Below are 23,456 nucleotides of genomic sequence, written 5' to 3'. Positions count from 1 at the left end.
TCGCGCTCCCTGAGTGCTGCGAGACGTCTGCCCATGTTCGATCGTTTTTCCCTGCCGGCCCCTGATCGAGCCGTGTCCTGATGGATCAGGTGCACCGTATCGAGCAGGAACTCGACAGCTTCAAAGACACCCTGACGCTCTACCGCGAGCAGCTCGACCGCTGGTACAGCCAGACGGCGGACCGCGCCAGCCATGCGGCCGACCTGCCTTCGCTGATGGGCATGGAGCGGCTGATTCGTTTCGGTGACAGCAGCTCCGCTGTCAGCATCGGCGACGATGATTTCCTCTCCACCGTTGTCCAGTGCCCCTCGGCCGGGCCGATGACCATCGAGAGCAAACTGGAGTCGGTGTACGACATTCCGCTGGGCGGCATCGTGGTGGACGTGGTGGCCGTGGACAGCGGCGAGGTCACGCCCGTCACCCTGAATGCCGAGGGCCTGGGGACTTTCCAGGGGACGGCGGGTAAGTCCTATCGGGTTCACGTCCAGGACAAAGTATCCCCCCAGACAATCGCCGACCTGTTTTCTTCCTACGACGGCCTGAACAACGATCTGACGCAGTGGCTGCGCGGGCAGTGGCAGGGCTTCAAGCCGCAGTGGGCGCAGCAATCATTGGCGACTTCGGCCGCCGCGGTGGGCAATGGCTTGCTCGCAGGCAGTTGGGCGGCGATTGAGGGGGTGTGGGACAGCATCAGTCTGCTGTCGGACATCCTCAAGAACCCTGGCGAGTTTGTAGACCGGCTGGGCGAAAGTGCGGATCAGCTAAGCGCCATGGCGGAAAAAACGCCGTTGCTCATGGCCAGGCTGCAATTGCTGGCCAGCGACGAAGCGGCGTTGTGCCTGCTGGTGCGCACCGCCAGCCTCTGGCTGGAGATGCTGCCGCCCAGTGAGGTTGCCGGTGAAACCGCTGAAGCGCTCGCTACGGCGGTGGTGCAACTGGTGATCGACTTGCTGATCGGCGTCGTCCTGACCTTCGCCGGGGCGGGGACCGGTGTTGCTTACCTGGCCATGCGTCTAGGCCAGTTTGGCGGGCGTCTGCTGAGCGCCGCGCAGCGATTCATCAACGCGATCTTCGCGGTGGTCAACGGTTTCATCACCTATGTGGACCGCTACAAAACCGTGGCGGCGCGGGGGATCGCGGCTGGAGTGAAGAAGGGCCGGATGCAACTGCGCTGGGACGCGCAGCGCAATACCACACTGAAAAAGGACGAATCCTACGACGACGCCCCCAGCCAATCGAAAAACCCCAACGGTGACAGCGCCGACACCGCGGCCCTGACCCAGACCAGCGGCTGCCCGGTGTCGATGGTCAGCGGCGAGGAGCTGCTGACCCTGGACGACGGCACCCTCGATGGCCGGCTGCCGTTTGTCTTCACCCGCTTGTACCGCACCAGCGCGGTGGACCTGGACATCGGCCTGGGCCGCGGCTGGAGCCATGCCCTGGCGCATCGCCTGTTGCTTGAAGGCGAGCAGGTCATCTGGATCGACCAGGAAAACCGCCGTACGACGTTTCCGCTGCCCAGCGAGCAACGCCCGGCGATCCACAACAGCCTGGCCCGCGCGGCGATTTACCTCGGAGTGGAACCGGACGAACTGATCATCGCCCAGCCGGGCGAAGACGCGCCTTTCCTACACTTTCGCGACGGCCATCTGACCGCCCTCAGCGACCGCTACGCCAACCGCCTGACGCTCCAGCGCAACATTCATGGCGACATCAGTCGCCTGGACAACGGCGCCGGGCGCGCCCTGCGCTTGCGTTACGCGCAGCGTCACCTGGTTGCCATCGACTACCAGAGCTTCCACCCGGCGCTGACCCTGGATGACGCCTGGCGCACCGAACAGACCCTGGTGGCTTACCGCTACGACGCCCGCTGGCGACTGATCGAGGCGACCAACGCCGCCGGCGAAAGCGAACGCTACGACTACGACGACCAGCACGTCATCCTGCAGCGGCAACTGGCCGGCGGTGCGAGTTTCTTCTGGGAGTGGCAAGGGGCAGGCCGCGCAGCCCGCTGCGTGCGGCACTGGGCCTCGTTTGCGCAGATGGACAGCCGCTACACCTGGGGCGAGGACGGGCAGGTCACGGTCCAGCACATGGATGGCAGTCAGGAAGTGTACGTCCACGACGAGCGGGCACGGCTGGTGCGCAAGGTCGAGCCCGATGGCGGCGAGCACCTCAAGGCCTATGACCCCCAGGGCCGGTTGATCGCCGAACAGGACCCGCTGGGCGCCGTCACCGAATACCGCTACGACGAAGCCGGACGGCTGGTGGCACTGATTCCGCCGGACGAAGAACCAACGTCCTACGAATACCGCAACGGTTTCCTGCACGCCCGTTCGCGCGACAAGGCCGTATGGCAATACCGGCGCAACGCCCAGGGCGATGTGATCGAGGTCATCGATCCGCACGGCCAGAGCACCGGCTATGACTACGACGCCCAAGGACAATTGCTGGCGATCCGTTACCCCGACGGTAGCGAGCATCGGTTTACCCGCAATCAACTGGGCCAACTGACCGAAGAAACCCTGCCTGACACGGGGCGCCGGTGTTTTTCCTACGACGCCCTGGGGCGTTTGCTGACCCGCCAGGACGAACACGGCGCCCTCACGCACTACCGGTGGGACGCGGTGGGCCGGCTGCTCGAAACCACCTTGCCGGGTGGTGCGACCCGCGCCTGGCACTACAACGCCTACGGCAAGGTCACCGCCGAGCGCGATGAGCTGGGGCGGACCACCCGCTATGAATACGCCGACGACCTGCACCTGATCAGCCGTCGCCTCAACCCCGACGGCAGCGAACTGAAGTATCGCTACGACTCGGCGCGGCTGTTGCTGACTGAAATCGAAAACGAATCCGGCGAAAAATATCAGCTGGACTACACACCTAACGGATTGATCCGACAGCAGATCGGCTTTGACGGCCAACGCACCGCCTACGCCTACGACCTCAATGGCCACCTGCTGGAGAAAACCGAGCACGGCGCGGACGGCGCCCAATGGGTCACCCGCTACCAGCGCGACAGGGCCGGGCGGCTGCTGGTCAAGACCTTGCCCGACGGCCAGGCCATCGAATACCGCTACGACGGGCTGGGCCGGCTGGTCCACGTCAACGACGGCACCGCTCACCCGCTGGCCTTCGAATACGACGCCCAGGACCGGCTGATCAGCGAACACCAGGGCTGGGGCACCCTGCGTTATCGCTACGACGCCTGCGGACGCCTCAACCACCTGCGCCTGCCGGACAACAGCCAGCTCGATTACCACCACGCCCGGGGCGGCGCGCTGACGGCCATCGACCTGAACGGCTCGCGCCTCACCGAACACCAGCTCAGCGGCGGGCGCGAACGCCAGCGCCGCCAAGGCCTGCTGCTCAGCCAGTACGACTACGACGAACAGGGCCGGCTCAAGGCCCAGACGGTGTGGCAGAACCAGCAGCAACTGTTCTGGCGCGATTATGCCTACAGCGCCAATGGCAACCTGCAGTCCATTTCCGACAAGCGCAACCGCCGTCATTACCAGTACGACCCGCTGGATCGCCTGATCGGCATCGACTATTCCCACAGCGAGCCGCCGGAACACTTCGCCCACGACCCGGCCGGCAACCTGCTGATGCAGGACCGCCCCGGCCCGGCTCGCCTCAAGGGCAACCGCCTGCTGATGGAGGGCGACCGCCACTACGACTACGACGCCTTCGGCAACCTGATCCGCGAACGGCGCGGCAAGGCCCAGTGCCTCGTCAGCGAATACCGCTACGACAGCCAACACCGACTGATCGGCGTCACCACGGCGCACGGGCGCGAAACGTCCTACCGCTACGACGCCTTCGGCCGACGCATCAGCAAGACCGTGGACGGCCTGACCACGGAATTTTTCTGGCAAGGCGACCAGGTCGTCGCTGAAAGCAGCCCGCGCCACCACCGCAGCTACGTCTACGAACCGGACACCTTCCGCCCACTGGCCCTGCTCGACGGCAAAGGCCCGAACGCCTGCCCGTTCTACTACCACCTCGATCACCTGGGCACACCCCAGGAACTGACCAACTACGGCGGCACCATCGTCTGGTCGGCACGCTACAGCGGCTACGGCAAAACCACCGAACTGGTCCACGGCGGCGGCGAACAGCTGGAACAACCGCTGCGCTTCCAGGGCCAATACTTCGACCCCGAAAGCGGCCTGCACTACAACCGGCACCGCTACTACAATCCGGAAACCGGCCGCTACCTGACGCCTGACCCGAGCAAACTGGCGGGTGGCCTCAACGGGTATCGCTACACCCTAAACCCGACGGGGTGGGTGGATCCGTTGGGATTGGTGGATTGTCCGGGGAAGGGTGGGTGCCGGTCGGCGGTTGGTAGTCAGGATCCGGCGGCTAAGGTTGGGGTGGATGAGGGTGAGCCGGCGCTGCCGATGACGGCGGAGCAGCGGCGGGCGCGGATTGACGCGTTTGGGGAGGCAAATGCTAAGAGACGGGTGGTTGCTATGGAAGAAAAATACCGTATGCATACTGTTGAAAAACACAGTTCGGAAATATCAGACGTAGCGCTAAAACAGCGTGCCATTAACGGTGCGAATCCGCACACGGGTGAAGTTCCCAAGGGAGCTAATGGAAGCCTAAGCTCCCAATTCAGCAACTGGCGAATTCATTTGAATGCGCTAAATAAAGCTATGACAAGAGAAAAGCTTGGACTGGATCCGTTTACTGGCGTGGACCACAAAAACGATAGAGTTGTCAGGCAGGAGTTGTCGGGAGCAGGGCGTGGCTACAAACCAAATAAAAAAGATAAGCAAAATCCTAAGTTGAACGAGGATTTAAATTGGTTTGAAGTGAAGTTTAGTAAAGATGGCGTACCTTACACTGGATTTCCTACGGAGAAAAAATGATGCTGATGCACCCTTTTATAAATGAGGAGTTTGTTCCTGATCTGACGTGGTTTATTGGTCGATTTGATGTGTATGACCGTGAAGAAACACTCGGGGCAATACTAGAAGTCTACAATCCTGAGAATAAGCGTGACAGATCAGAGTTGATTGTTAAATATGGCCTGGATTTAGAGTGCCTGTCCTATAGGCACAAATATGTATTGGTGAGTTTTTTGGGTGACAAGCTTAATGATCCGGATTTTGACTTTAAAAGTTTGTTTGAGATAGACGAAGATTGCGCGGGTAGCTGGCCTCGAGGGGAATGGTACAACTTAAAAAGTCCTAAAGAATTTCTTCAGGATGTTTATGTGTTGGCAAAAGAAACTTGGAAAGAAGATCTCAGAAAAGCCGCCCTTGAAGATCCATCTACGTGGTAGGTCACAGGGTTAACGCCAGGCGTTCGGGCCGTGGTGAAGGGGGATGCTCCCGCTGGGCTGCGAAGCGGCCCTAAAACAGCCTACTCGATCAACCAGGCACACCGAGGTGTGTGCAGAAGGGGGCTGCTGCGCAGCCCAGCGGGAGCAAGCTCCCTCGCCACAGGGGTTATCGCCAGGCGTTCAGGCCAATGCGGGACTCACTCACACCGACAACCCCAACCCCACCACAACCTCCCGCCCAGCCAAACCATCAACCAAGTACACGCTCCCCCCCAAAATCTCCTTGGCATGATGCTTGGCCTGCGAAGCCAGTTCCGCCAACTGGCTGGCATCCAGTTCCCCACAGGCTTCAGCCCGCAAATGCACCACCCCAATCGACAGCGACAGCAAGGCAAATTCCTGTCGAACGCCCTGCCGATTCAGCGCGGTGAAGCAGCCGGCTTCCAGATGCTCGGGGCGGTAGAAGCGGCGGCAGTGGGTCTGGAAGTCGCTCAGTAATTGATTCAGGCGTTTGCGCCAGTCTTCCGGACCGAGGACCAGCAGGAAGTCGTCGCCGCCGATGTGACCGACGAAGTCGCGGCTGGGATCGATGCGTTCGTTCAGGCATTGGGCCAGGCACAGCAGGACTTCGTCGCCGCGACCGTAGCCGTAGATGTCGTTGAAGGGTTTGAAGCTGTCGATGTCCACGTAGCAGATCACTGATTCCTGTCGTTGTTGCAGCAGGCGTGTCAGGCATTGTTGGATCGGCACGTTACCCGGCAGCAGGGTCAGCGGGTTGGCGTAGCGGGCCTGTTGGATTTTCAGTTCGGTGATGAGCTTGAGCACGTCGATCACCCGGCCCAGGCCCAGGTAGCTGCCGTTGAGGGTGATGATGAAGTCTTCTTCGATGCGTTGTCGGGCGCGACTGGTGATGAGGCGGCTGACCTGTTGCAACGACTGGTTCAGTTCCACCGCCAGGAAGTCATCGCTCATCAGGCGGCTGATGGGTTTGCGGGCGAACAGGTCGGTGGCGAAGGGTTTGAGCAAGGCATCCGAAAGGGAGTGACGATGGACGATGCCGCAGGGTTGCTCCTGATCGTCCAGTACCGCCAGGGAGTTGAGGTTGGCCTGGCGTCGAAACGCCTCCAGCACGGTGGCCGTCGGCGTGTCGTGGGCCACCGCCGGTTGTTCGTTGAGCAGCGCCCCGAGGTCGTTGACTTCGTCGGTCAATGCCACCGCGCCGGCGTCCTGCCGGGGCATCAGCGCCCTGGCGTCACGGGAGGGCTGCTCCTGTGGGCGAGCGAGCAGATAACCCTGAACCAGGTCGACGCCCATCTCTATCAATACCGCCAGTTCTTCCGGCAGTTCGATTCCCTCGGCAATCACCTGGGCGCGGGAAGCGCGGGCGATTTTCAGGATCGAGCCGACAAATTCGCGCTTGAGGGCATCCTGGTGAATACCATCGATGAAGTGCCGGTCGATCTTCACATAATCGGGGCGCAATTCGGACCACAGCCGCAGGCTCGAATACCCGGCGCCCAGATCGTCCAGGGCGATGGAGAAACCCATGGCCCGATAATGATGCAGGGCGGTTTGCAGGAGTTGGAAGTCGTCGATCGGTGTTTGTTCGGTCAGTTCGATCACCACCTGGCTGGGCGGGATGCCGAAATCTTGCAGCAGTTGCAAGGTGCGTCCGGTCTGGTGGGCGGCTTCGAGCAGGGATTCGGGCGAGACGTTGAGGAACAGCTTGCCCGGCAGTTTCTGCTCATTGAAACGTTGGCAGGCGCTGCGTCGGCAGGCCAGTTCCAGCTCACTGAGGCGTCCGGCCTGGCGGGCCACCGAAAGTAGGGCGATGGGCGAGTGCAGCGGGCTGTTGGACGGGCCCCGGGTCAGGGCTTCATAACCGACGATGCGCCGTTCGGAAAGGCAAATGATGGGTTGGAACAGGCTGTGTAAACCGCTTTGAGCCAGGATCGAACTCAAGGCACTCAGCTGTTCTGTCGTGGTCATGGCAATCCCTGGCGATAAAAAAAGGACTGGGCGCCACCCGTTCAAGGGGACGCCCGGTCCTGTATTTCACGACAGAATGATGTCAGTTTGATGACGCTCCGGGGAGCGTCAGCATTAAATGGCCATCATGTCAGTGCTTGGCAATCGCCGTGTTGAGTTTCAGGTAATCGATGAGGATACGACCGGTCTCGCTCAGGTAGGCATCGTCTTCCGGTTTGGTTTTTTCCGGCTCGGCGATCAGGTCTTCATCTTCTTTCTTCAGTTCCTTGAGCGGCTCTTCACCCTTGGCCTTGCGGCGCAGGTTTTCCATGGTCAGTTGCTTGGCTTCGATGTCGGCATGCTGTGCGCGACGCTCGGCTTCGTTGAGGGTGACGGTTTTCTCCAGCATCAACTTTTGCGCCAAAGCCAGCTTGTCGCGGATGAAGACAAACTCCGCGTCCTGGGACGTGCGAGCGTCATGATCGGACTTGAGTTGCGCCAGGAATGGCTTGAACGGATCCACCGCCGGCTTGATCGCAGGCCGGATGGTGTCCCACGGCATGGCCTCGGGCAGGGCGCTTTCACCGATTTCCTTGGTGTCGATGATCGACGGGTAATCGATGTCCGGCAGTACACCCTGGTGCTGGGTGCTCTGGCCGGAAACCCGGTAGAACTTGGCCAGGGTCAGCTTCAGTTCGCCATGGTTGAGCGGCTGGATGGTCTGCACGGTGCCTTTGCCGAAGGTCTGGCCGCCGATGATCAGTGCCCGGTGATAGTCCTGCATGGCGCCGGCGAAGATCTCCGAGGCCGATGCCGACAGACGGTTGACCAGCAAGGCCATCGGGCCTTTGTAGAACGCCCCCGGATTTTCATCCTCGAGCACATCCACGCGGCCATCGGCGTTACGCACGAGCACGGTCGGGCCCTTGTCGATGAACAGGCTGGTCAGTTCCGTAGCTTCCTGGAGGGAGCCGCCGCCGTTGTTGCGCAAGTCGATGACGACACCGTCGACTTTTTCCTTCTGCAACTCGGTCAGTAGCTTCTTCACATCGCGCGTGGTGCTCTTGTAGTTCGGATCACCGGCGCGGAAGGCCTTGAAGTCCAGATAGAAAGCCGGGATCTCGATCACACCGAGCTTGTAGTCCTTGCCGTCCTGTTTCAGTTTGAGGACAGATTTTTTTGCAGCCTGCTCTTCCAGCTTCACCGCTTCACGGGTGATGGCCACGACTTTGCTGGTCTGGTCGTTCGGCGCATTGCTGGCCGGGATGACTTCCAGGCGCACCACCGAGCCTTTCGGGCCGCGGATCAGCTTGACCACTTCGTCCAGGCGCCAGCCGACCACGTCGACCATTTCCTTGTTGCCCTGGGCGACACCAATGATCTTGTCCGCCGGGCCGACCTGTTTAGTCTTGTCGGCAGGTCCTGCCGGCACCAGGCGCACGATCTTCACTTGATCGTTGTCGCTCTGCAGCACCGCGCCGATGCCTTCCAGGGACAGGCTCATGTTGATGTCGAAGTTTTCCGCATTATCGGGCGACAGATAATTGGTGTGCGGGTCGTAGGACATGGCGAAGGTATTGATGTACGCCTGGAAGATATCTTCGGCGCGAGTCTGGTCCAGACGGGCCAGTTGGTTCTTGTAGCGTTTGGTCAGGGTTTCCTGGATCTGCTTGGAGTCCTTGCCGGCGATCTTCATGCGCAACACTTCGTCCTTGACGCGTTTGCGCCACAGGTCGTCAAGTTCAGCGGTGCTTCTGAGCCAGGCGGCGTCCTTGCGATCCACCTGCAAGGTTTCCTTGGTATTGAAGTCGATCTTGTCGACGCCTTTGTTCAACTCGGCAAGGGTGTAATCCAGACGCGCCTTCACGCGATCCAGGTAGCGCTTGTAGATGATGAACCCGGCGTTCAGGTCGCCGCTCTTGAGGAAATCGTCGAACTGGGTTTTCCACTTGTCGAATTCAGCGATGTCGCTGGCCAGGAAGTAGCTGCGCGAGGGATCAAGCAGCTTCAGGTAGCTGTCGTAGATGATGACCGAGCGCGCGTCATCGAGCGGCGGCTTGCTGTAATGATGGCGCTTGAGCAATTCAACGACGTTGAGGCTGGCGATCACCTCGTCGCGATCGGGCTGAAGCTTGTCCCAGCTATTGGCTGCGAACGTATCGCTCGACAGCGGCAACAGACCGAGGCCAATGACAAGCGCGAGGGCGGTGCTGGGGAACAGGTGCTTCATGCTGATTCGACGCAGGGACAATTGATAACGCATATTAGGCCGTCTTTGAAGTCGCCGGTTCCATGTGGCCCGGGCGCATAATGCAAGAAAGCCCGGCGTTACAGCAGCGGGCCCAGTCGAGACTCACTATGGAGGCACCGTGAAAGCATTGCAAGGCGTTGAAGGCCAAGTGGTATGGGCAGATGAGCCAAGTCCGACGTGTGATGTAGGGCAAGTCCGCATCCGTGTGGCGGCCGCCGGTCTGAATCGAGCCGATTTGTTACAAAAGGCCGGACATTATCCGCCGCCGCCCGGTGCCAGTCAGGTGCTGGGCCTGGAGTGCGCCGGTGTGATCAGCGAGGTCGGAGCGGGCTCCTCGTGGCAGATTGGCGATCGCGTTTGCGCCCTGCTGGCCGGCGGCGGGATGGCCGAAGAGGTGGTGGTCGATGGCCGGCATGTCCTGCCGGTGCCCGAAGGGTTATCCCTGGCTGAGGCGGCCGCGCTGCCTGAGGTTTACAGCACCGCGTGGCTCAATCTGTTTCAGCTGGCTGCACTCAAGCCGGGGGAAAAAGTGCTGCTGCACGCCGGGGCCAGCGGTGTCGGTTCGGCCGCGATCCAGTTGTGCAAGGCCTTTGGCAACCCGTGCTGGGTCAGCGTCGGTTCGGCTGATCGTCTGAGTTATTGCGAGGCGCTGGGGGCCCAGGGCGGCGTGATACGCACCGATGGCCTCGAGAGCCTGAACGACTTCGCCCCCTTCGATGTGATCCTCGATCCGGTGGGCGCGAACTACGCTGCATTGAACGTGAAACTTTTGTCAGTTGACGGCCGTTGGGTGTTGATCGGCCTGATGGGCGGGCGCTCGACCGAACTCGATCTGGCGCAGGTACTGGGCAAGCGTATCCAATTGCTCGGCTCGACCTTGCGCAGTCGTGACGATCAGTTCAAGACCGACCTGATCAGTGAGCTGGGGCACCAGGTGTGGCCGCTGTTCACCGACAAACGCCTGAGCCCGCAATTGGCCAGGACCTTTGCGATCAAGGATGCCGAAGCGGCGTTTGCCGAGCTGGCGAGCAACAAGGTGTCAGGAAAGTTGGTGTTGGTGATCGATGAAAGCCTGGGCTGATTCCGGGGAGTCGAACCCAGGCTTTGCGGTACCGCCTGAATGTGGAAAACCACGTGCTGCTAAAGGGTTGACCTAGAGGTTAACCCTTAGGACCTGAGAGAACATCCGTTGCTCGTTGCTGTTTTTACGGACAATCGAGTAGTTGATCAGGACGGTTTTTCCGCTGTTTTCGGATACCCAGGCACTGGGAATGTCAAAAACGTTGGCTTGGCCGGACGTCACATCCTGGTTTTCAGTATCGTGGGTGGTGACACCGGCCCAACGAACCCTGACGGTGTAGCCTGTCTCACCGCCGTAGTTCACGCTAACCTTCAAGTTGGAATAACTCGGTGCCGGTAATGGATCCACCGCTTGCGGGTCGATATGCAGCGTCAACCTGTCTGACTCTATCGTCTCGCCAATCCCTTTTTCCTTGACGGAATAGCCGACCACGACAGATCGACCGATATTGTCGACGACTTCCAGACGAGGAATCGGGATCAGTCTTTTCCCGGGGGGATCACCCACTTCGATAATTGGACTGTTGTAGTTGACCCGACCCTGCCAGCGCGCCCGGATGGTATCGGTAGCATGCATACCGGTGTAGTGAGGTACTTCAACATCCACATACGTGTCGGTGTAGATATCACTCATTTTCAGATGGTCGCCCGCTGCGTTATAGGCTTTGGGAACCTTGGGTTTGAGTTTCCCCGGGGTGATGGGAAGGACAGCCTGGTCCGCGGCGTTATAGACAAACGTGGCATCTGCAGACGGGGTGCCGGGTATGGTCAGACGAATGATGGGGACCACCATGCCCCCGGTGCGGTCGTAATATTTCTGTTGGTCGATTTGGGCATTCGCCAGCCCTGTGTCGATGTAGAAGAAGGCCTGAATTGGCAATACTCCGGGCTCATTTTCAGGCCAGGCTTTGATGCGCAGCTCGTTGTGATCGGCAAAAGCCTCATCGGGGATCAATGAACGAACCCGAATGGCCTGGTTGAAGCCTTGGACTGCTTCTGCATCCAGGCTGCTCGTTACCATAAAGGCGCAGGAGTGCGCGGTTCTATATTGAGAGACCTTTCGATAATGGGCCACCCATTGTTCCGCGGTGGTAATGTTTTGTTCTCGACAAGGCGTGCTGTCAGCAAATACTCGCGGAGGCACGATACTGTCTCTGCATCCATACTGCCCCGCGGCATCGCGATAAAACGTAGCGCCGTCGAGTGGAAAGTAACAGATAACTTCGGGTTTTATTTTTCCGGCGGGGGCGTTGAGATAAGGATAGAAAATCAAGCCATTGACACCATACCAGGGGGTGCGAACAAACTTTGTATCGGCTCTCAAATAAGAAAATGAGACTGCGTCGGTTTTTCTTGAGAAGTCGCTATGATCCCATGGATCGTAATTATTGCTGGTTTTAGTGATGCGTAGCGTTACCCCTGAGCAGAGAAAGGCTGGTGTGGTGGGCGTGCCGCAGTTGGCGGCGGTATTGTGATACGCCGTGGTCAGCTTTCGGGCTGTTTCCTCACCGGAGCGTTCATAACTACTGGAAGACTGAATGTCGGGTGGTGGCGACGGCAGTTGAGTTGCGCAACCAAATAATACGGCGAGCGCGAGGGCCGTAAGTGCCTTTATGCTGGTGTGGGTAAAAATCCACTGTTCAAGGTACTTGTTCATGAGGGCTCCCGTCGCGGGGCGACTGTCGAGTAAAAACAGGGCGTGGAGTTATTAACCTGCGGATACAGCCATGCGTCTACTGTTAGAAATAACAGGTCAAAGGAAGAACACGCGCCATCTGTCGGTTAGTCTGAGCGACCTGTAAAGTCTGACAGTAGACATCGCATAAAAAACGCTTTAGAGAAGTTTCGAGAGTAATAGATGTCTCTCTCTGATTAGTGTCCTGACAGAAGAGATGTTGTGATGACTGCAAAGTGACTCCGCATGATCCATGAACATATTGGCTCAGTAAAAAACGCATGCCCCAGCAGGCTTGAATGGCACCCTCATGCCTATCGCCGGAGGCTTCCACCTCTGACCGGCGAACCCAGGCAAACCGACCTTTGGTCGGCAGCCCATAGCCGATGCGCGCACCCTGCTAGCGTTAACTAATGGAGGGATGGGGGTAACCGCAGCTTTCATTTCACCCGCCAGGTGAAGAGGTTGATCATGACCATCGCCGAATGGCGCATGCAGGGCGTCGAATTCATTGCCTGCAACTGCAATTGGGGCTGTCCCTGTCAATTCGACGCGCCACCGACCCATGGCCACTGCCACGCGGTGGCGTCGATGCGAGTGGAACGCGGGTATTTCAATCAAGTGGCGTTGGGAGGCTTGTGTTGGGCCGCCACCTTCGCTTGGCCGGGCGCCATCCATGAGGGCAACGGCAGTTGTCAGGTGTTCATCGATGAACGCGCCGACGAGGCGCAACGCCAGGCTCTGCTGACCATCCTCTCTGGCCTGGAGAGCGACCCCGGGGCCAACGTGTTTCAGGTGTTCAGCAGCACCATGAGTGAAATGTTCGAACCGCAGTTCGTGCCCATCACCCTGTCCATCGATGTCGATCAGCGTTTGGCGCACCTGGACATTCCCGGCGTATTGCAGGCCAGCGGCGAGCCGATCCGCAGCCCGATCGACGGTTCACCTCATCGAGTCCGCCTGTCCCTGCCCAACGGCTTCGAGTTCCTTGAGGCTGAAGTAGCCAGCGGCAGCTACCAGACGCATTCAGCCCTCAAGCTCCAATCCCAGGACAGTCATAGCCACCTCGCCCACGTGCATTTCACCGGTCATGGCATAGAGCCGTAAAGATGGCAGAACCCCAGGCGGCGGCGCAGAGCAAGCGACTGACAGGCGAGCAGTTGTTGTTCCTGCTCTGCCTGCTCGCGCTGACCGCCTTGGCCTGGCTGATACTGCTGCAGATGGCCCGTGACATGAGTGCGCCGGGCGGCATGGCCGATGCGGCAATGGCCGGTATGCTCATGCCCTGGAGCCTGGGCGATGCGCTGCTGATGTTCGCCATGTGGGCGGTGATGATGATCGGCATGATGTTGCCCAGCGCCTTGCCCATGTTGCTGATCTACCAGCAGATGCTGCGCAAGCGCATGCCGGCACCGCAGCGACACCTGGCCCTGCTGCTGTTCTGCAGCGCCTATGGCCTGGTCTGGGTTGGTTTCGCCCTGGGCGCCACGGCGCTGCAATGGGCGCTCGAGCGGCTGGCCTTGCTCAGTCCGGGGATGCGCAGCAGCAGTACCGCGCTGGGCGCCGGCTTATTGCTGGTCGCAGGCATCTATCAGTGGTCGCCAAGCAAGGCGGTCTGCCTTGAGCATTGTCGCGGGCCGCTGCATTTTCTTCTGGGCTACTGGCGCCCCGGCGTGCTCGGCGGCTGGCGCATGGGGCTGGCCCATGGCGCTTACTGCCTGGGCTGCTGCTGGGCCCTGATGGGCCTGCTATTCGTGGTCGGCGTGATGAACCTGCTCTGGGTGGCAGTGATCGGTGCCTTCATCCTGCTGGAGAAGAACCTGCGGCAGGGACTCTGGCTCAGTCGTATCTGCGGTGTGTTGTTGCTCGGCTGGAGCCTGTGGCTGCTGCTGGGATAGGCTAAACCTGTGTGGGAGCGAGCCTGCTCGCGATTGCGATGGATCAGCAGGCATTGATTTAACTGACACACCGCAATCGCGAGCAGGCTCGCTCCCACAGGGGCTTATTTCCAGGTATGAATCGGCCACCCGGCCGATTCGGCATGGGCCTTCAACACCGCATCCGGGTTTACCACATGAGGGAAGTCCACCCGCTGTAGCAACGGCAGGTCGTTGCGCGAGTCGGAATAGAAACTTGCGCCCTCAAGGTTTTCTTCCTCTGCATCCAGCCAGTCCAGCAGCCGTGCGATCTTGCCTTCGCGATAGGTCAGGGTGCCGACGGTCTTGCCGCTGTACACCCCATGACTCACCTCAAGCTCAATCGCCAGGATCTCATCGATGCCCAGCCGTTCGGCAATCGGCTTGACCAGGTGCGTGCCGGAGGCGGAGATCACCAGGATCCGGTCACCGGCCTTGCGGTGTTCGGCGATGGTTTTGGTGGCGTCGCTGAAGATGATCGGTTCGATGAAGTCTTCCACCCACGGCGTCACCAGGTGTTCGATTTCTTCCGGGGTGCGGCCGATCATCGGTTCCAGGCTGAAGTCCATGTATTCTTCCATGCGCAGCTTGCCGTGGCTGTAGGCGTCCATCAGCTCATTGTTGCGACGCATGAACGACTCTGGATCGACCCAGCCCAGGCGCCCCATCTGCTCGCTCCAGAGGGTGGCGCAATCGCCGTGGATCAGGGTTTCGTCCAGATCAAAAATTGCCAGGGCCATCAGCGCATTTCCCTTTTCAAAATCAACTTCAAAATCAATAAAGCCATCAGGCTACCTCACACAGCGCCGTCGAATCGATGGAAAGTGACAGTCGTGTGCCATCGGGGTGCAAATCGGCGGCGGAACGATTGAGCACGTCGACCACCAGCTCTACGCCGCGAGCCTCGACCCGGTAGCGGATCACGTTGCCCAGCAGGCTGTGGCTGCGGATCAGGGCATCGGGCTCGCCGCTGCGGCTCAGTTCAATGGCCTCCGGGCGAATGGCGATGCGACCGGTCACTGGCCGTTGCAGCAGTTTGCTGGCGCTGTCGGCGTCCAGCAGGTTGTAGTTGCCGATGAAGCCGGCGGCAAAGACATCGACCGGCGCAGTGTAAAGGGTTTCGGCATCGCCGCTTTGTACGATCTTTCCCTGGTTCATCAGGAAAATCCGGTCGGACATGGTCAGCGCTTCTTCCTGATCGTGTGTGACGAAGATCGTGGTCAGGCCCAGTTCGCGTTGTATCTGTCGGATCTGCTCGCGCAAATGTTTACGAATCCGTGCATCCAGGGCCGACAGCGGCTCGTCCAGCAGCAACAGGCGCGGGCGGGTCACCAGGGAGCGGGCCAGGGCCACGCGCTGGCATTGGCCGCCGGAAAGTTGATGGGGGTAGCGAGCGGCGAAGTCGTGCAGCTCCACCAGCCGCAAAATCTCCAGTACCCGTTGGCGGCTGTCCTCGGTCGCAACCTTTTGCATGCGCAGGCCGAAGGCGACGTTCTGTTCCACGGTCATGTTGGGAAACAAGGCGTAGCTCTGGAACACCATGCCGATCCCGCGTTTCTGCGGGCTCAGCGGGACGATGTCCTGTCCGTCCAGAAGGATCTGCCCGGCATCCACCGCGGTCAGGCCGGCAATGCAGCGCAGCAGTGTGGACTTGCCGCAGCCGGAAGGGCCGAGGAGGGTGACGAACTCGCCCTTGTGGATTTCGCAATTGATGTCGCTGAACACCGGTGTGCCGGCATAGCTTTTTTGCAGGTGTTGGACGCTGACGTAGCTCATTGGCTTTTGTCCTTGTTCAAGATGTTGGCCGCCCAGGTCAGGACCAGTACGAAGAAGAAGTAGGAGATCACCAGCGCACTGGTGAAGTGACCGCTGCTGTTGCGCATGTTGTTCAGGTACACCTGCAGGGTTTCATAGCGAGTGCCGACGAGAATGTTGGCAAACACGAACTCACCGAACAGAAACGAGAAAGACAGCAGCAACGCCACCATCAAGCCCTTGCGCAAGTTCGGCAGTACCACCAGCAAAGCCGCCTGGAACGTGCTGGCGCCGAGCAGTTGGGCGGCGTCCATGAGGTCGCGCAGGTTGATGGCTTGCAGGTTGTTGGTGATCGCCCGATACATGAATGGCAGGGCAACGGTGAAGTAGCAACCGATCAGGATCCACGGCGTGCCCACCATCGCCAGCGGCCCGGAACCGTAGAGTTGCAACAGCCCCACTGAAGACACTACCGGCGGCACCGCGAAGGGCAGCAGGATGAGGATGTTCATCAGTGCGTCGAGCTTTGGAAAGTGGTAATGCACCACAAACAGCAGGGGCAGGATCAGTACCACGGACAGCACCAGCGCCCCGACGCAGACGATCAGCGATTGACCGAAGGCGTTGAGAAAACGCGGATCGCTCCACAGCTGCACGTACCACTTGAAGGTGAAACCGCTGGGCAGCACGGTGGCCGACCAACTGCTGGCGATGGAGTAGATCAGCGTGCCGGCCAGGGGCAACAGCAGGATGGCGAACAGCAAATACACCACCAGCCGATGATATAGCCCGGCAGAGCTCGATTCAGCGCGAGACATGGTAGCTCCTCTTGAGCAGCAACTGATGGACGACGGTCACCAGGGTCATCAGCGCCACCAGCACCACGGCCAGGGCGCTGGCCATGTTCGGGTCAAGGGAGATGTCCCCGGAGACCATGGCGGCGATGCGAATCGGCAGGACGTTGAAGTTACCGGTGGTTAGCGCATACACCGTGGCGTAGGCACCGAGCGCATTGGCCAGCAGGATCACGAACGTGCCCAGCAGCGCCGGGGTCAGCACCGGCAAGCCGATGTGCCGCCAGAACTGCCAGCCGTTGGCGCCCAGCAGCGCAGCGGATTCGCGCCAGTCCTCGCGCAGCGCGTCGAAGGCCGGGTAGAGCAGCAGTACGCCCAGGGGAATCTGGAAGTAGGTGTAGAGGATGATCAGCCCGGTTTTCGAGTACAGGTTGAAATCTTCAATGATCCCCGCCTGTTTGAGCATGATCGTGATGCTGCCGTTGAACCCCAGCAAAATGATGAAGGCGAAGGCCAGGGGCACGCCGGCGAAGTTGCTGGTCATGTTGGCGAAGGCGTTGACGAAGTTGCGCAGGCGCGAATCGACCCGACGCAGGGAATAGCTGCCGAGCACGGCGATGATGATGCCGAACACGCTGGACCAGAAACTGATTTCCAGGCTGTGCTGGATCGCTTGGCGGTAGAACTTCGAACTGAAAATCTTGCTGAAATTGGCCAGGCCCCAGCCGAACTCTTCCGATTCCAGGCTGTTGACCAGCACCCAAAGCAGCGGCGCGATCTGGAACACGATGAAGAAAATCGCGAAGGGCACCAGGCACAACGCTGCCAGCCATTTGCCGCGCGTCATGGCATTCACTTGAGCAACTCCTGGCAATAGGGTTTGTCGTGGGCAACGCCGAGCAACTGGCAAATGGTGCCGCACAGTTCGGTCTGTCGGGGTGCGGCGTCGGGGTTGAGGCTGAAGCCGTTGCCCAGCACAAACAGTGGCACTTCCCGTTCTTCAGCCAGCAGGCCGTTGTGGGAGCGGTCGTTGTTCATGCCGTGGTCGGATGTCACCAGCACCTGGTATCCGGCGTCGAGCCAGGCTTGCAGGTAAACCGCCAGGTTGATGTCGGCCGAGCGGGCGCTGTTGCGGTATTGCGGGGTGTCGAGGCCGTGCTTGTGGCCGGCATCGTCGATGTTCATGGGGTGCACCAGCAAAAAATTCGGCAGGTAGCGCTGACGCAGGTGTTCGGCGTCGGCAAACAGATGAGAGTCGGGGTAGTGGTCATTCCAGTAGAAATGCCCGTATTGAATCGGCAGCTCGGGGTTGTCGGTATGACGATCGCGACCGGCCACGAACGGCGAAGCGTTGTACAGCTCGCTGACCCAGTGATAGGCCGCGGCTGCCGTACTCAAGCCGCCTGCGGTGGCGTAGTGGAAGATGCTGCGCTGGTTCGACAGGCGCGAGACATTGTTGTGCACGATCCCGCTGTCGAGGGGCACGACGCCGGTGAGAATGCATTCATAGAGCGGACGGGACAGGGCGGGCAGTTCACATTCCAGTGTGTAGAGCGCCGCGCGTCCTGCGCCGACATAGGCCTGCAAATGCCCCATGGCATGCCGGGCGACCTCGTAGTTGAGGCCGTCGAGCACCACCAGGATGACGTTGTGCTTCATGGGTAGCGGGACTCCGGACAGATACCAGGAAACTCGGATTCACCAGGGACCTGATGTGGAAGCCAGCTTCTGTGGGAGCCGAGCTTGCTCGCGATGAAGGCGACACGGTTCAACTGCAAGACCGTGTCATCGTTCATCGCGAGCAAGCTTTGCTCCCACAGTGCTCGCTCCCACAATTGGATCTCCAGTGGATTTCCAGCGGGAGCTATTGCCTCACTCCATATTGATGATCACTTCTTCCTGCCACTTCTGCGGCAGTGTCTTGGAGGTTTTTTCCCACGCATCCGCATCCTTGATCGGGGTCACGCCTTTGTACTGCTCGTTGGGCAGCAACTTGGCCTTGACCTCTTCAGGCAAGGTCAGGTGCTCGGCGCGGATCGGACGGGCGTTGCCCTTGGCCAGGTTGATCTGGCCGGCATCGCTGAAGATGTACTCGCGAGCCAGTTTGGCGGCGTTCGGGTGCTTGGCGTATTTGTTGATGATGGTGGTGTAGCCGGAGATGACCGAGCCGTCGGATGGAATCAGTACGACGTAATCATCCGGGTTGGCCATCTTGGCCTTGTAGCTCAGGCCGTTGAAGTCCCAGACCACGCCGACCTCGACTTCACCTTTCTCCATGGTGGCGATGGTCGGGTTGGCCATGGACAGACGCCCTTGCTTGGCGATCTCGGCGAACATCAACAAGGCCGGTTGAACGTTTTTCTCGTTGCCGCCATTGGCCAGGGCCGCTGCCAGCACACCGTTGGCGGCTTGGGCGGCGGTGCTCACGTCACCAATGGAAACCTTGTATTTGCCGGTTTTCAGGTCGGCCCATTTGGTTGGCACTTCGGAGCCGTGCAACAGCTTCTTGTTGACGATGAAAGCAATGGTGCCGGTGTAGGCCAGGGCCCAGTTGCCGTCCTTGTCCTTGGCCCAGTCCGGAACCTGTTCCCAGGTGCTCGGCTTGTAGGGTTGAACCACGCCTTGCTTGACCGCGATCGGGCCGAAAGCTGCGCCGACGTCACCGATATCGGCGCTGGCGTTGTCTTTCTCGGCGGCGAACTTGGCGATTTCCTGGGCCGAGCTCATGTCGGTGTCGATGTGTTTCAAGCCATAGATTTTGGCCAGGTCATCCCAGGTGGCTTTCCAGTTCGCCCAGTCATCGGGCATGCCGACGCTGTTCACGGTGCCTTCCGCTTTCGCAGCGGCTTCCAGTGTTTTCAAATCGGTGTCAGCGGCCATGGCAACAGTGCACATGGCAATGGTCGAGCCTAACAGTGATGCCAGGAAAAACTGTTTCATCCGAAGCTCCTATGGGCGTTTTCAACGCTGCGATTGCGGTTGTGTTGGTCTAGGTCAGCAATACCTGAGCCAATGTAGGCGAGCCCTGTGACATTTTGATGTCGGTGCAGGAGATGCCGGCATGTGTCAGGCGGGGGCAAAGTGGCTGCCAACTAAGCGTAGACCATGGTTAACCGGCTGATCTGCAAGGAGTTGGCCGCTAACTTGCAGGGATGGCAATGAACCGTTCGGCGGTTCTGTCATCTATCAGTCATGTGCAGTGCCTAGGCTTGCAAGCATGAGAAACGGATGGATGCTCCATCGATTTCGCCCCGAAAGAGTGCTGGTCTAGTCCAGATAGGTAACGTTGATGCGCATCGAGACAACCAAAGCGGTGACAACCATTGGGCAAGTCCTGCAGGAGCAGCTCGACCATGGCTTGCTGGCGCCCGGTAGCAAGTTGCCGGCCGAGCGCAAGCTCAGTGAATTGTTCGGCACCACACGCATCACCGTGCGCGAAGCGCTGTTACAGCTCGAAGCCCAGGGGCAGATCTATCGCGAGGAGCGCCGTGGTTGGTTTGTCTCGCCGCCACGCTTGGCCTATAACCTGATGCAGCGCAGCCATTTCCACGCCATGGTGACTGCCCAGGGGCGAGTGCCTTCCACTCAAGTGATCTCGGCCCGTCTGCAGCCGGCTTCGGCAGCAGTGTGTGCCTGGTTGCAATTGCCGGCACTGTCCAGTGTGATCCAGATCTGCCGCGTGCGGCGTATCGATGAGCGGCTGGTGCTGTATGTCGAGCACTACCTGAACCCGCAGTACTTCCCGGACATCCTCGAATTCGACCTCAATCAGTCCATCACCGAGTTGTACGCCCGTCATTACGACTTGCACTACGGCCGGGTGAAGTTCGAGATTGTGCCGACCTCGCTACAGCCTGAAGCGGCGGCGGCGTTGAAAGTCTCGGTTGGCAGCCCTGGCTTGCGGATTGCCCGGGTCAATTATGACCAGCATCAGCGGTTGATCGATTGTGACCTGGAGTTCTGGCGTCACGATGCGATTCACGTGGGGGTGGACGTGCCGGAGCAACCGTCGGCTGCCTGAGGTGAGGTCAGATCGACTCGTTGAGTTTGGCCAGGATCCTGAACACCACCGTGGCGAGGATCAACAACATGCCGATCCACATGGCAAACACCCCGACGTTCTTGTCTCGGAAGTTGAAGCCGATGGCCAGCAGGATCATGCCGGCGATGATGGGCACCAGCATGGCATTGAACGCAGACATCGGAATCATGGCGACGGCCTTGTCGGAGGGGATAAGGTCAGTCTAGTTGGGGTTTTGCCGGGGTGTGATGATGTATGTCATGGCTCCCCCCAATCCGGAGGCGAGCACTGTTGTGGCGAGGGGATTTATCCCCGCTCGGCTGCGCAGCAGACGCACTTGGGCCGTTACTGACATGTGAAGTATTGCGGTGACTGGGCAAAGGGCTGCTCTGCAGCCCTACGGGGATAAATCCCCTCGCCACAGGGGTAAGCATTTCCCGGTTCAAACAGGTGCTGCTGTGGTTACGGCAACTCACGACAGGCATAAAACGCGCTCAACACCTTCACCAGGTGCGCCAGGTCATGACTGCCGCACAGCTCGCGGATCGAGTGCATGGCGAAGGTCGGCAAACCGATGTCCACCGTGCGTACACCCAACTGACTGGCGGTGATCGGGCCGATGGTCGAGCCGCAGCCCATGTCGCTGCGCACCACGAAGCTCTGCACCGGTACTTCCTCGGCCATGCACAGGTGACGGAAGAACCCGGCGGTTTCGCTGTTGGTGGCGTAGCGCTGGTTGGTGTTGACCTTGATCACGGGCCCGGCATTGAGTTTCGGGCCGTGGTTGGCGTCGTGTTTGTCGGCGTAGTTGGGGTGCACGCCGTGGGCGTTGTCCGCGGAAACCAGCAGGGATTTCTGGATGGTCCGTACGAACTCTTCACCTTCAGGCAGCAAACGACGCAGGGTTTGTTCCAGCATCGGACCATCGGCGCCACAGGCCGAGCAAGAGCCGACTTCCTCGTGGTCGTTGCACACCAGCACGCAGGTCTCTTCGGTGTCGGCGTTCAACAAGGCTTGCAGGCCGGCGTAGCACGACAGCAGATTGTCCAGGCGCGCGCCGGCAATGAAATCACCATGCAGGCCGATGAGCGCGGCGCTTTGGGTGTCGTAGAAACTCAGCTCGTAATCGAGCACCACGTCCGCATTCAGGCCGTGTTCGCGGGCCAGTTGATCGGTGAGCACGGCGCGGAAGTCGACGCGCTCGTCACCGGCGAACTGGGCGAGAATCGGTGGCAGCTCATTCTGTGGGTTGATCGCCCAGCCCTGGTTGGCTTCGCGATTGAGGTGGATGGCCAGGTTCGGAATTGTGGCGATCGGCGCCTTGAAATCGATCAGCTGGCTTTCGACCTTGCCATCGCGGCGGAAGGTCACGCGCCCGGCCAGGGACAAATCGCGGTCGAACCACGGCGCCAGCAGGGCGCCGCCATAAACTTCCACGCCCAGTTGCCAGAACCCGTGGCGTTGCAGTTCCGGCTGGGGCTTGACCCGCAGGCAGGGGCTGTCGGTGTGGGCGCCAACCAGGCGGATGCCGTCGTGCAGCGGTGAGGTGCGGCCCAGCTTGAAAGCGATGATTGAAGAGTCGTTGCGCGTGACGTAGTAACGACCGTTGGCCTCGGTGGCCCAGGTCTCGCGTTCGTCAAGACGCTGATAACCCTCTGCCTCCAGACGTTGGGCAAGGCTGGCGGTGGCGTGGAACGGGGTGGGGGAGGCCTTGAGAAAGTCGATCAGGCCTTGGTTCAACTCTTCGCGCATAAATAACTCCAGACAGCAATGCGCGGGAGTTTACCGTATTGGGGGGCGATGAGGAGGGTGGCCAGTGATTGATATACGCGTTGAATGTGCCGTCCCCTTCGCGAGCAGGCTCGCTCCCACAGGGGACTCAGGGTGAACACAAAACTTGTGTAAGCCTGCAATCCAATGTGGGAGCGAGCCTGCTCGCGATGGGGGCGACGCGATGCCTCAGAACGGCGCCGGGCACTCGAAGCGCAGACGTTCGCCGCTTTGCGGGTGGGTGAAGCTGAGCATGCTGGCGTGCAGGCACAGCCGTGGCCACGCAGCGAGGGCCTGGGGGTGGGCGTAGAGGCCGTCGCCCAGGAGCGGATGACCAATGGACAGCATGTGCACGCGCAACTGGTGCGAGCGTCCGGTAATCGGCGTCAGTTCGACCCGGCACCAGTCGCCGCAACGCTCCAGCACGCGCCAGAAGGTCAGGGCGTGCTTGCCCTGCTCATGATCCACCACGTGGCGCGGTTTGGTCGGCGGGTCGTAGCGCAGGGGCAGGTCGATGCTGCCGCTGTCCAGCTCCGGTTGGCCCCAGCACAATGCTGTGTAGGCCTTTTCGGTTTCCCGGTCATGAAACTGCCGAGACAGTTCGCGATGGGTGTCCGGATCCCGGGCCAGCAGGATGATGCCAGAGGTTTCCCAGTCCAGCCGGTGCACGATTCGCGCTTCCGGATAGCCGTTTTCCTGCAGGCGGGTGATCAGGCAGTCTTTGTTGTCGTCGGCCCGGCCGGGCACGGACAGCAGCAGGGTCGGCTTGTCGACCACCAGGACGGCGGCGTCCTGATGGATGATGCGGATGTTGGACAGGGGCATTCAAACAGTCTCGTAACAAACGCCAACGGCGGCTCGGGCCCTTTTTCCTAACCCTGTGGGAAGGACTTTGGGACCCGGAGCCGCCGTGGGCACCTGCAGGATCGA

At 60.2% G+C, this 23,456-nt stretch carries 18 protein-coding genes; 6 read left to right on the top strand and 12 right to left on the bottom strand.

All coding sequences use genetic code 11. The annotated features are described in order from the left end of the window. Positions 1-80 precede the first annotated feature (80 nt). Positions 81-4,880 (top strand): RHS repeat-associated core domain-containing protein, encoded by a 4,800-nt coding sequence (locus tag T3A99_RS00790; RefSeq protein WP_322833862.1) that lies wholly within the window; start codon positions 81-83, stop codon positions 4,878-4,880. After that, complete coding sequence (locus T3A99_RS00785; RefSeq protein WP_322833861.1) at positions 4,877-5,296, top strand: hypothetical protein; 420 nt, start codon at positions 4,877-4,879, stop codon at positions 5,294-5,296. The genes T3A99_RS00790 and T3A99_RS00785 overlap by 4 nt, the downstream gene beginning before the upstream one ends. 201 nt (positions 5,297-5,497) lie before the next feature. Here T3A99_RS00785 and T3A99_RS00780 read toward each other — a convergent pair whose 3' ends face one another. Both T3A99_RS00780 and T3A99_RS00775 read right to left on the bottom strand, forming a co-directional pair. Continuing rightward, positions 5,498-7,285 carry a bifunctional diguanylate cyclase/phosphodiesterase gene (locus tag T3A99_RS00780; protein ID WP_322833860.1) on the bottom strand — a complete coding sequence of 596 codons (1,788 nt, stop codon included), beginning with the start codon at positions 7,283-7,285 and terminating at the stop codon, positions 5,498-5,500. 130 nt (positions 7,286-7,415) lie between these two features. After that, a complete protein-coding gene (locus tag T3A99_RS00775) occupies positions 7,416-9,494 on the bottom strand; it encodes a carboxy terminal-processing peptidase (protein WP_173407522.1) in 2,079 nt (692 codons plus the stop codon). Positions 9,495-9,633: 139 nt separating this feature from the next. Between T3A99_RS00775 and T3A99_RS00770 the strand changes: the two genes are divergently transcribed. Beyond that, positions 9,634-10,596: a zinc-binding dehydrogenase gene (locus T3A99_RS00770; protein ID WP_322833859.1), complete on the top strand. Its 963-nt coding sequence runs from the start codon at positions 9,634-9,636 to the stop codon at positions 10,594-10,596. A gap of 72 nt (positions 10,597-10,668) precedes the next feature. On the opposite strand, the gene T3A99_RS00765 is transcribed toward T3A99_RS00770, so the two are convergent. Then, positions 10,669-12,252 (bottom strand): hypothetical protein, encoded by a 1,584-nt coding sequence (locus tag T3A99_RS00765; protein ID WP_155417192.1) that lies wholly within the window; start codon positions 12,250-12,252, stop codon positions 10,669-10,671. 489 nt (positions 12,253-12,741) lie between these two features. On the opposite strand from T3A99_RS00765, the gene T3A99_RS00760 reads away from it, so the two are divergent. Next, on the top strand, positions 12,742-13,377 hold the full coding sequence (locus T3A99_RS00760; protein WP_047229653.1) for a DUF1326 domain-containing protein: 636 nt from the start codon (positions 12,742-12,744) through the stop codon (positions 13,375-13,377). 2 nt (positions 13,378-13,379) lie between these two features. Then, positions 13,380-14,168 (top strand): DUF2182 domain-containing protein, encoded by a 789-nt coding sequence (locus tag T3A99_RS00755; RefSeq protein WP_047229652.1) that lies wholly within the window; start codon positions 13,380-13,382, stop codon positions 14,166-14,168. A gap of 104 nt (positions 14,169-14,272) precedes the next feature. Here the strand turns inward: T3A99_RS00755 and T3A99_RS00750 are convergent, their stop codons facing one another. From T3A99_RS00750 to T3A99_RS00725, 6 genes are all read right to left on the bottom strand, one after another. Next, a complete protein-coding gene (locus tag T3A99_RS00750; protein ID WP_047229651.1) occupies positions 14,273-14,926 on the bottom strand; it encodes an HAD family hydrolase in 654 nt (217 codons plus the stop codon). 46 nt (positions 14,927-14,972) lie between these two features. Continuing rightward, positions 14,973-15,962: an ABC transporter ATP-binding protein gene (locus tag T3A99_RS00745; protein ID WP_047229650.1), complete on the bottom strand. Its 990-nt coding sequence runs from the start codon at positions 15,960-15,962 to the stop codon at positions 14,973-14,975. Continuing rightward, a complete protein-coding gene (locus T3A99_RS00740; RefSeq protein WP_047229649.1) occupies positions 15,959-16,759 on the bottom strand; it encodes an ABC transporter permease in 801 nt (266 codons plus the stop codon). The genes T3A99_RS00745 and T3A99_RS00740 overlap by 4 nt, the downstream gene beginning before the upstream one ends. Beyond that, positions 16,746-17,582: an ABC transporter permease gene (locus T3A99_RS00735; RefSeq protein WP_160893164.1), complete on the bottom strand. Its 837-nt coding sequence runs from the start codon at positions 17,580-17,582 to the stop codon at positions 16,746-16,748. The genes T3A99_RS00740 and T3A99_RS00735 overlap by 14 nt, the downstream gene beginning before the upstream one ends. A gap of 5 nt (positions 17,583-17,587) precedes the next feature. Then, positions 17,588-18,394: an alkaline phosphatase family protein gene (locus T3A99_RS00730; protein WP_047229647.1), complete on the bottom strand. Its 807-nt coding sequence runs from the start codon at positions 18,392-18,394 to the stop codon at positions 17,588-17,590. 213 nt (positions 18,395-18,607) lie between these two features. Beyond that, positions 18,608-19,675, bottom strand: coding sequence for an ABC transporter substrate-binding protein (locus T3A99_RS00725; RefSeq protein ID WP_047229646.1), 1,068 nt, complete (start codon positions 19,673-19,675; stop codon positions 18,608-18,610). Positions 19,676-20,024: 349 nt separating this feature from the next. Between T3A99_RS00725 and T3A99_RS00720 the strand changes: the two genes are divergently transcribed. After that, on the top strand, positions 20,025-20,756 hold the full coding sequence (locus T3A99_RS00720; RefSeq protein WP_047229645.1) for a UTRA domain-containing protein: 732 nt from the start codon (positions 20,025-20,027) through the stop codon (positions 20,754-20,756). Positions 20,757-20,763: 7 nt separating this feature from the next. On the opposite strand, the gene T3A99_RS00715 is transcribed toward T3A99_RS00720, so the two are convergent. The 3 genes from T3A99_RS00715 to T3A99_RS00705 all read right to left on the bottom strand — a co-directional run bounded on the left by T3A99_RS00715 (position 20,764) and on the right by T3A99_RS00705 (position 23,351). Next, positions 20,764-20,946: a hypothetical protein gene (locus T3A99_RS00715; RefSeq protein WP_047229644.1), complete on the bottom strand. Its 183-nt coding sequence runs from the start codon at positions 20,944-20,946 to the stop codon at positions 20,764-20,766. 272 nt (positions 20,947-21,218) lie between these two features. Further along, the gene (locus tag T3A99_RS00710) at positions 21,219-22,508 is read right to left on the bottom strand and encodes a M18 family aminopeptidase (protein ID WP_107321759.1); all 1,290 of its coding nucleotides are present in this window, start codon (positions 22,506-22,508) and stop codon (positions 21,219-21,221) included. A 207-nt stretch (positions 22,509-22,715) separates the two neighbouring features. Continuing rightward, positions 22,716-23,351: an RluA family pseudouridine synthase gene (locus T3A99_RS00705; RefSeq protein ID WP_018612476.1), complete on the bottom strand. Its 636-nt coding sequence runs from the start codon at positions 23,349-23,351 to the stop codon at positions 22,716-22,718. Positions 23,352-23,456: the final 105 nt, after the last annotated feature.

The sequence above is a fragment of the Pseudomonas sp. N-137 genome (assembly GCF_034555295.1).
In the GTDB taxonomy this organism is placed as follows: Bacteria; Pseudomonadota; Gammaproteobacteria; order Pseudomonadales; family Pseudomonadaceae; genus Aquipseudomonas; species Aquipseudomonas rhizophila.
Note: the sequence above shows the minus strand (reverse complement) of the source record. Positions and strands in the feature narration are given on the sequence as shown.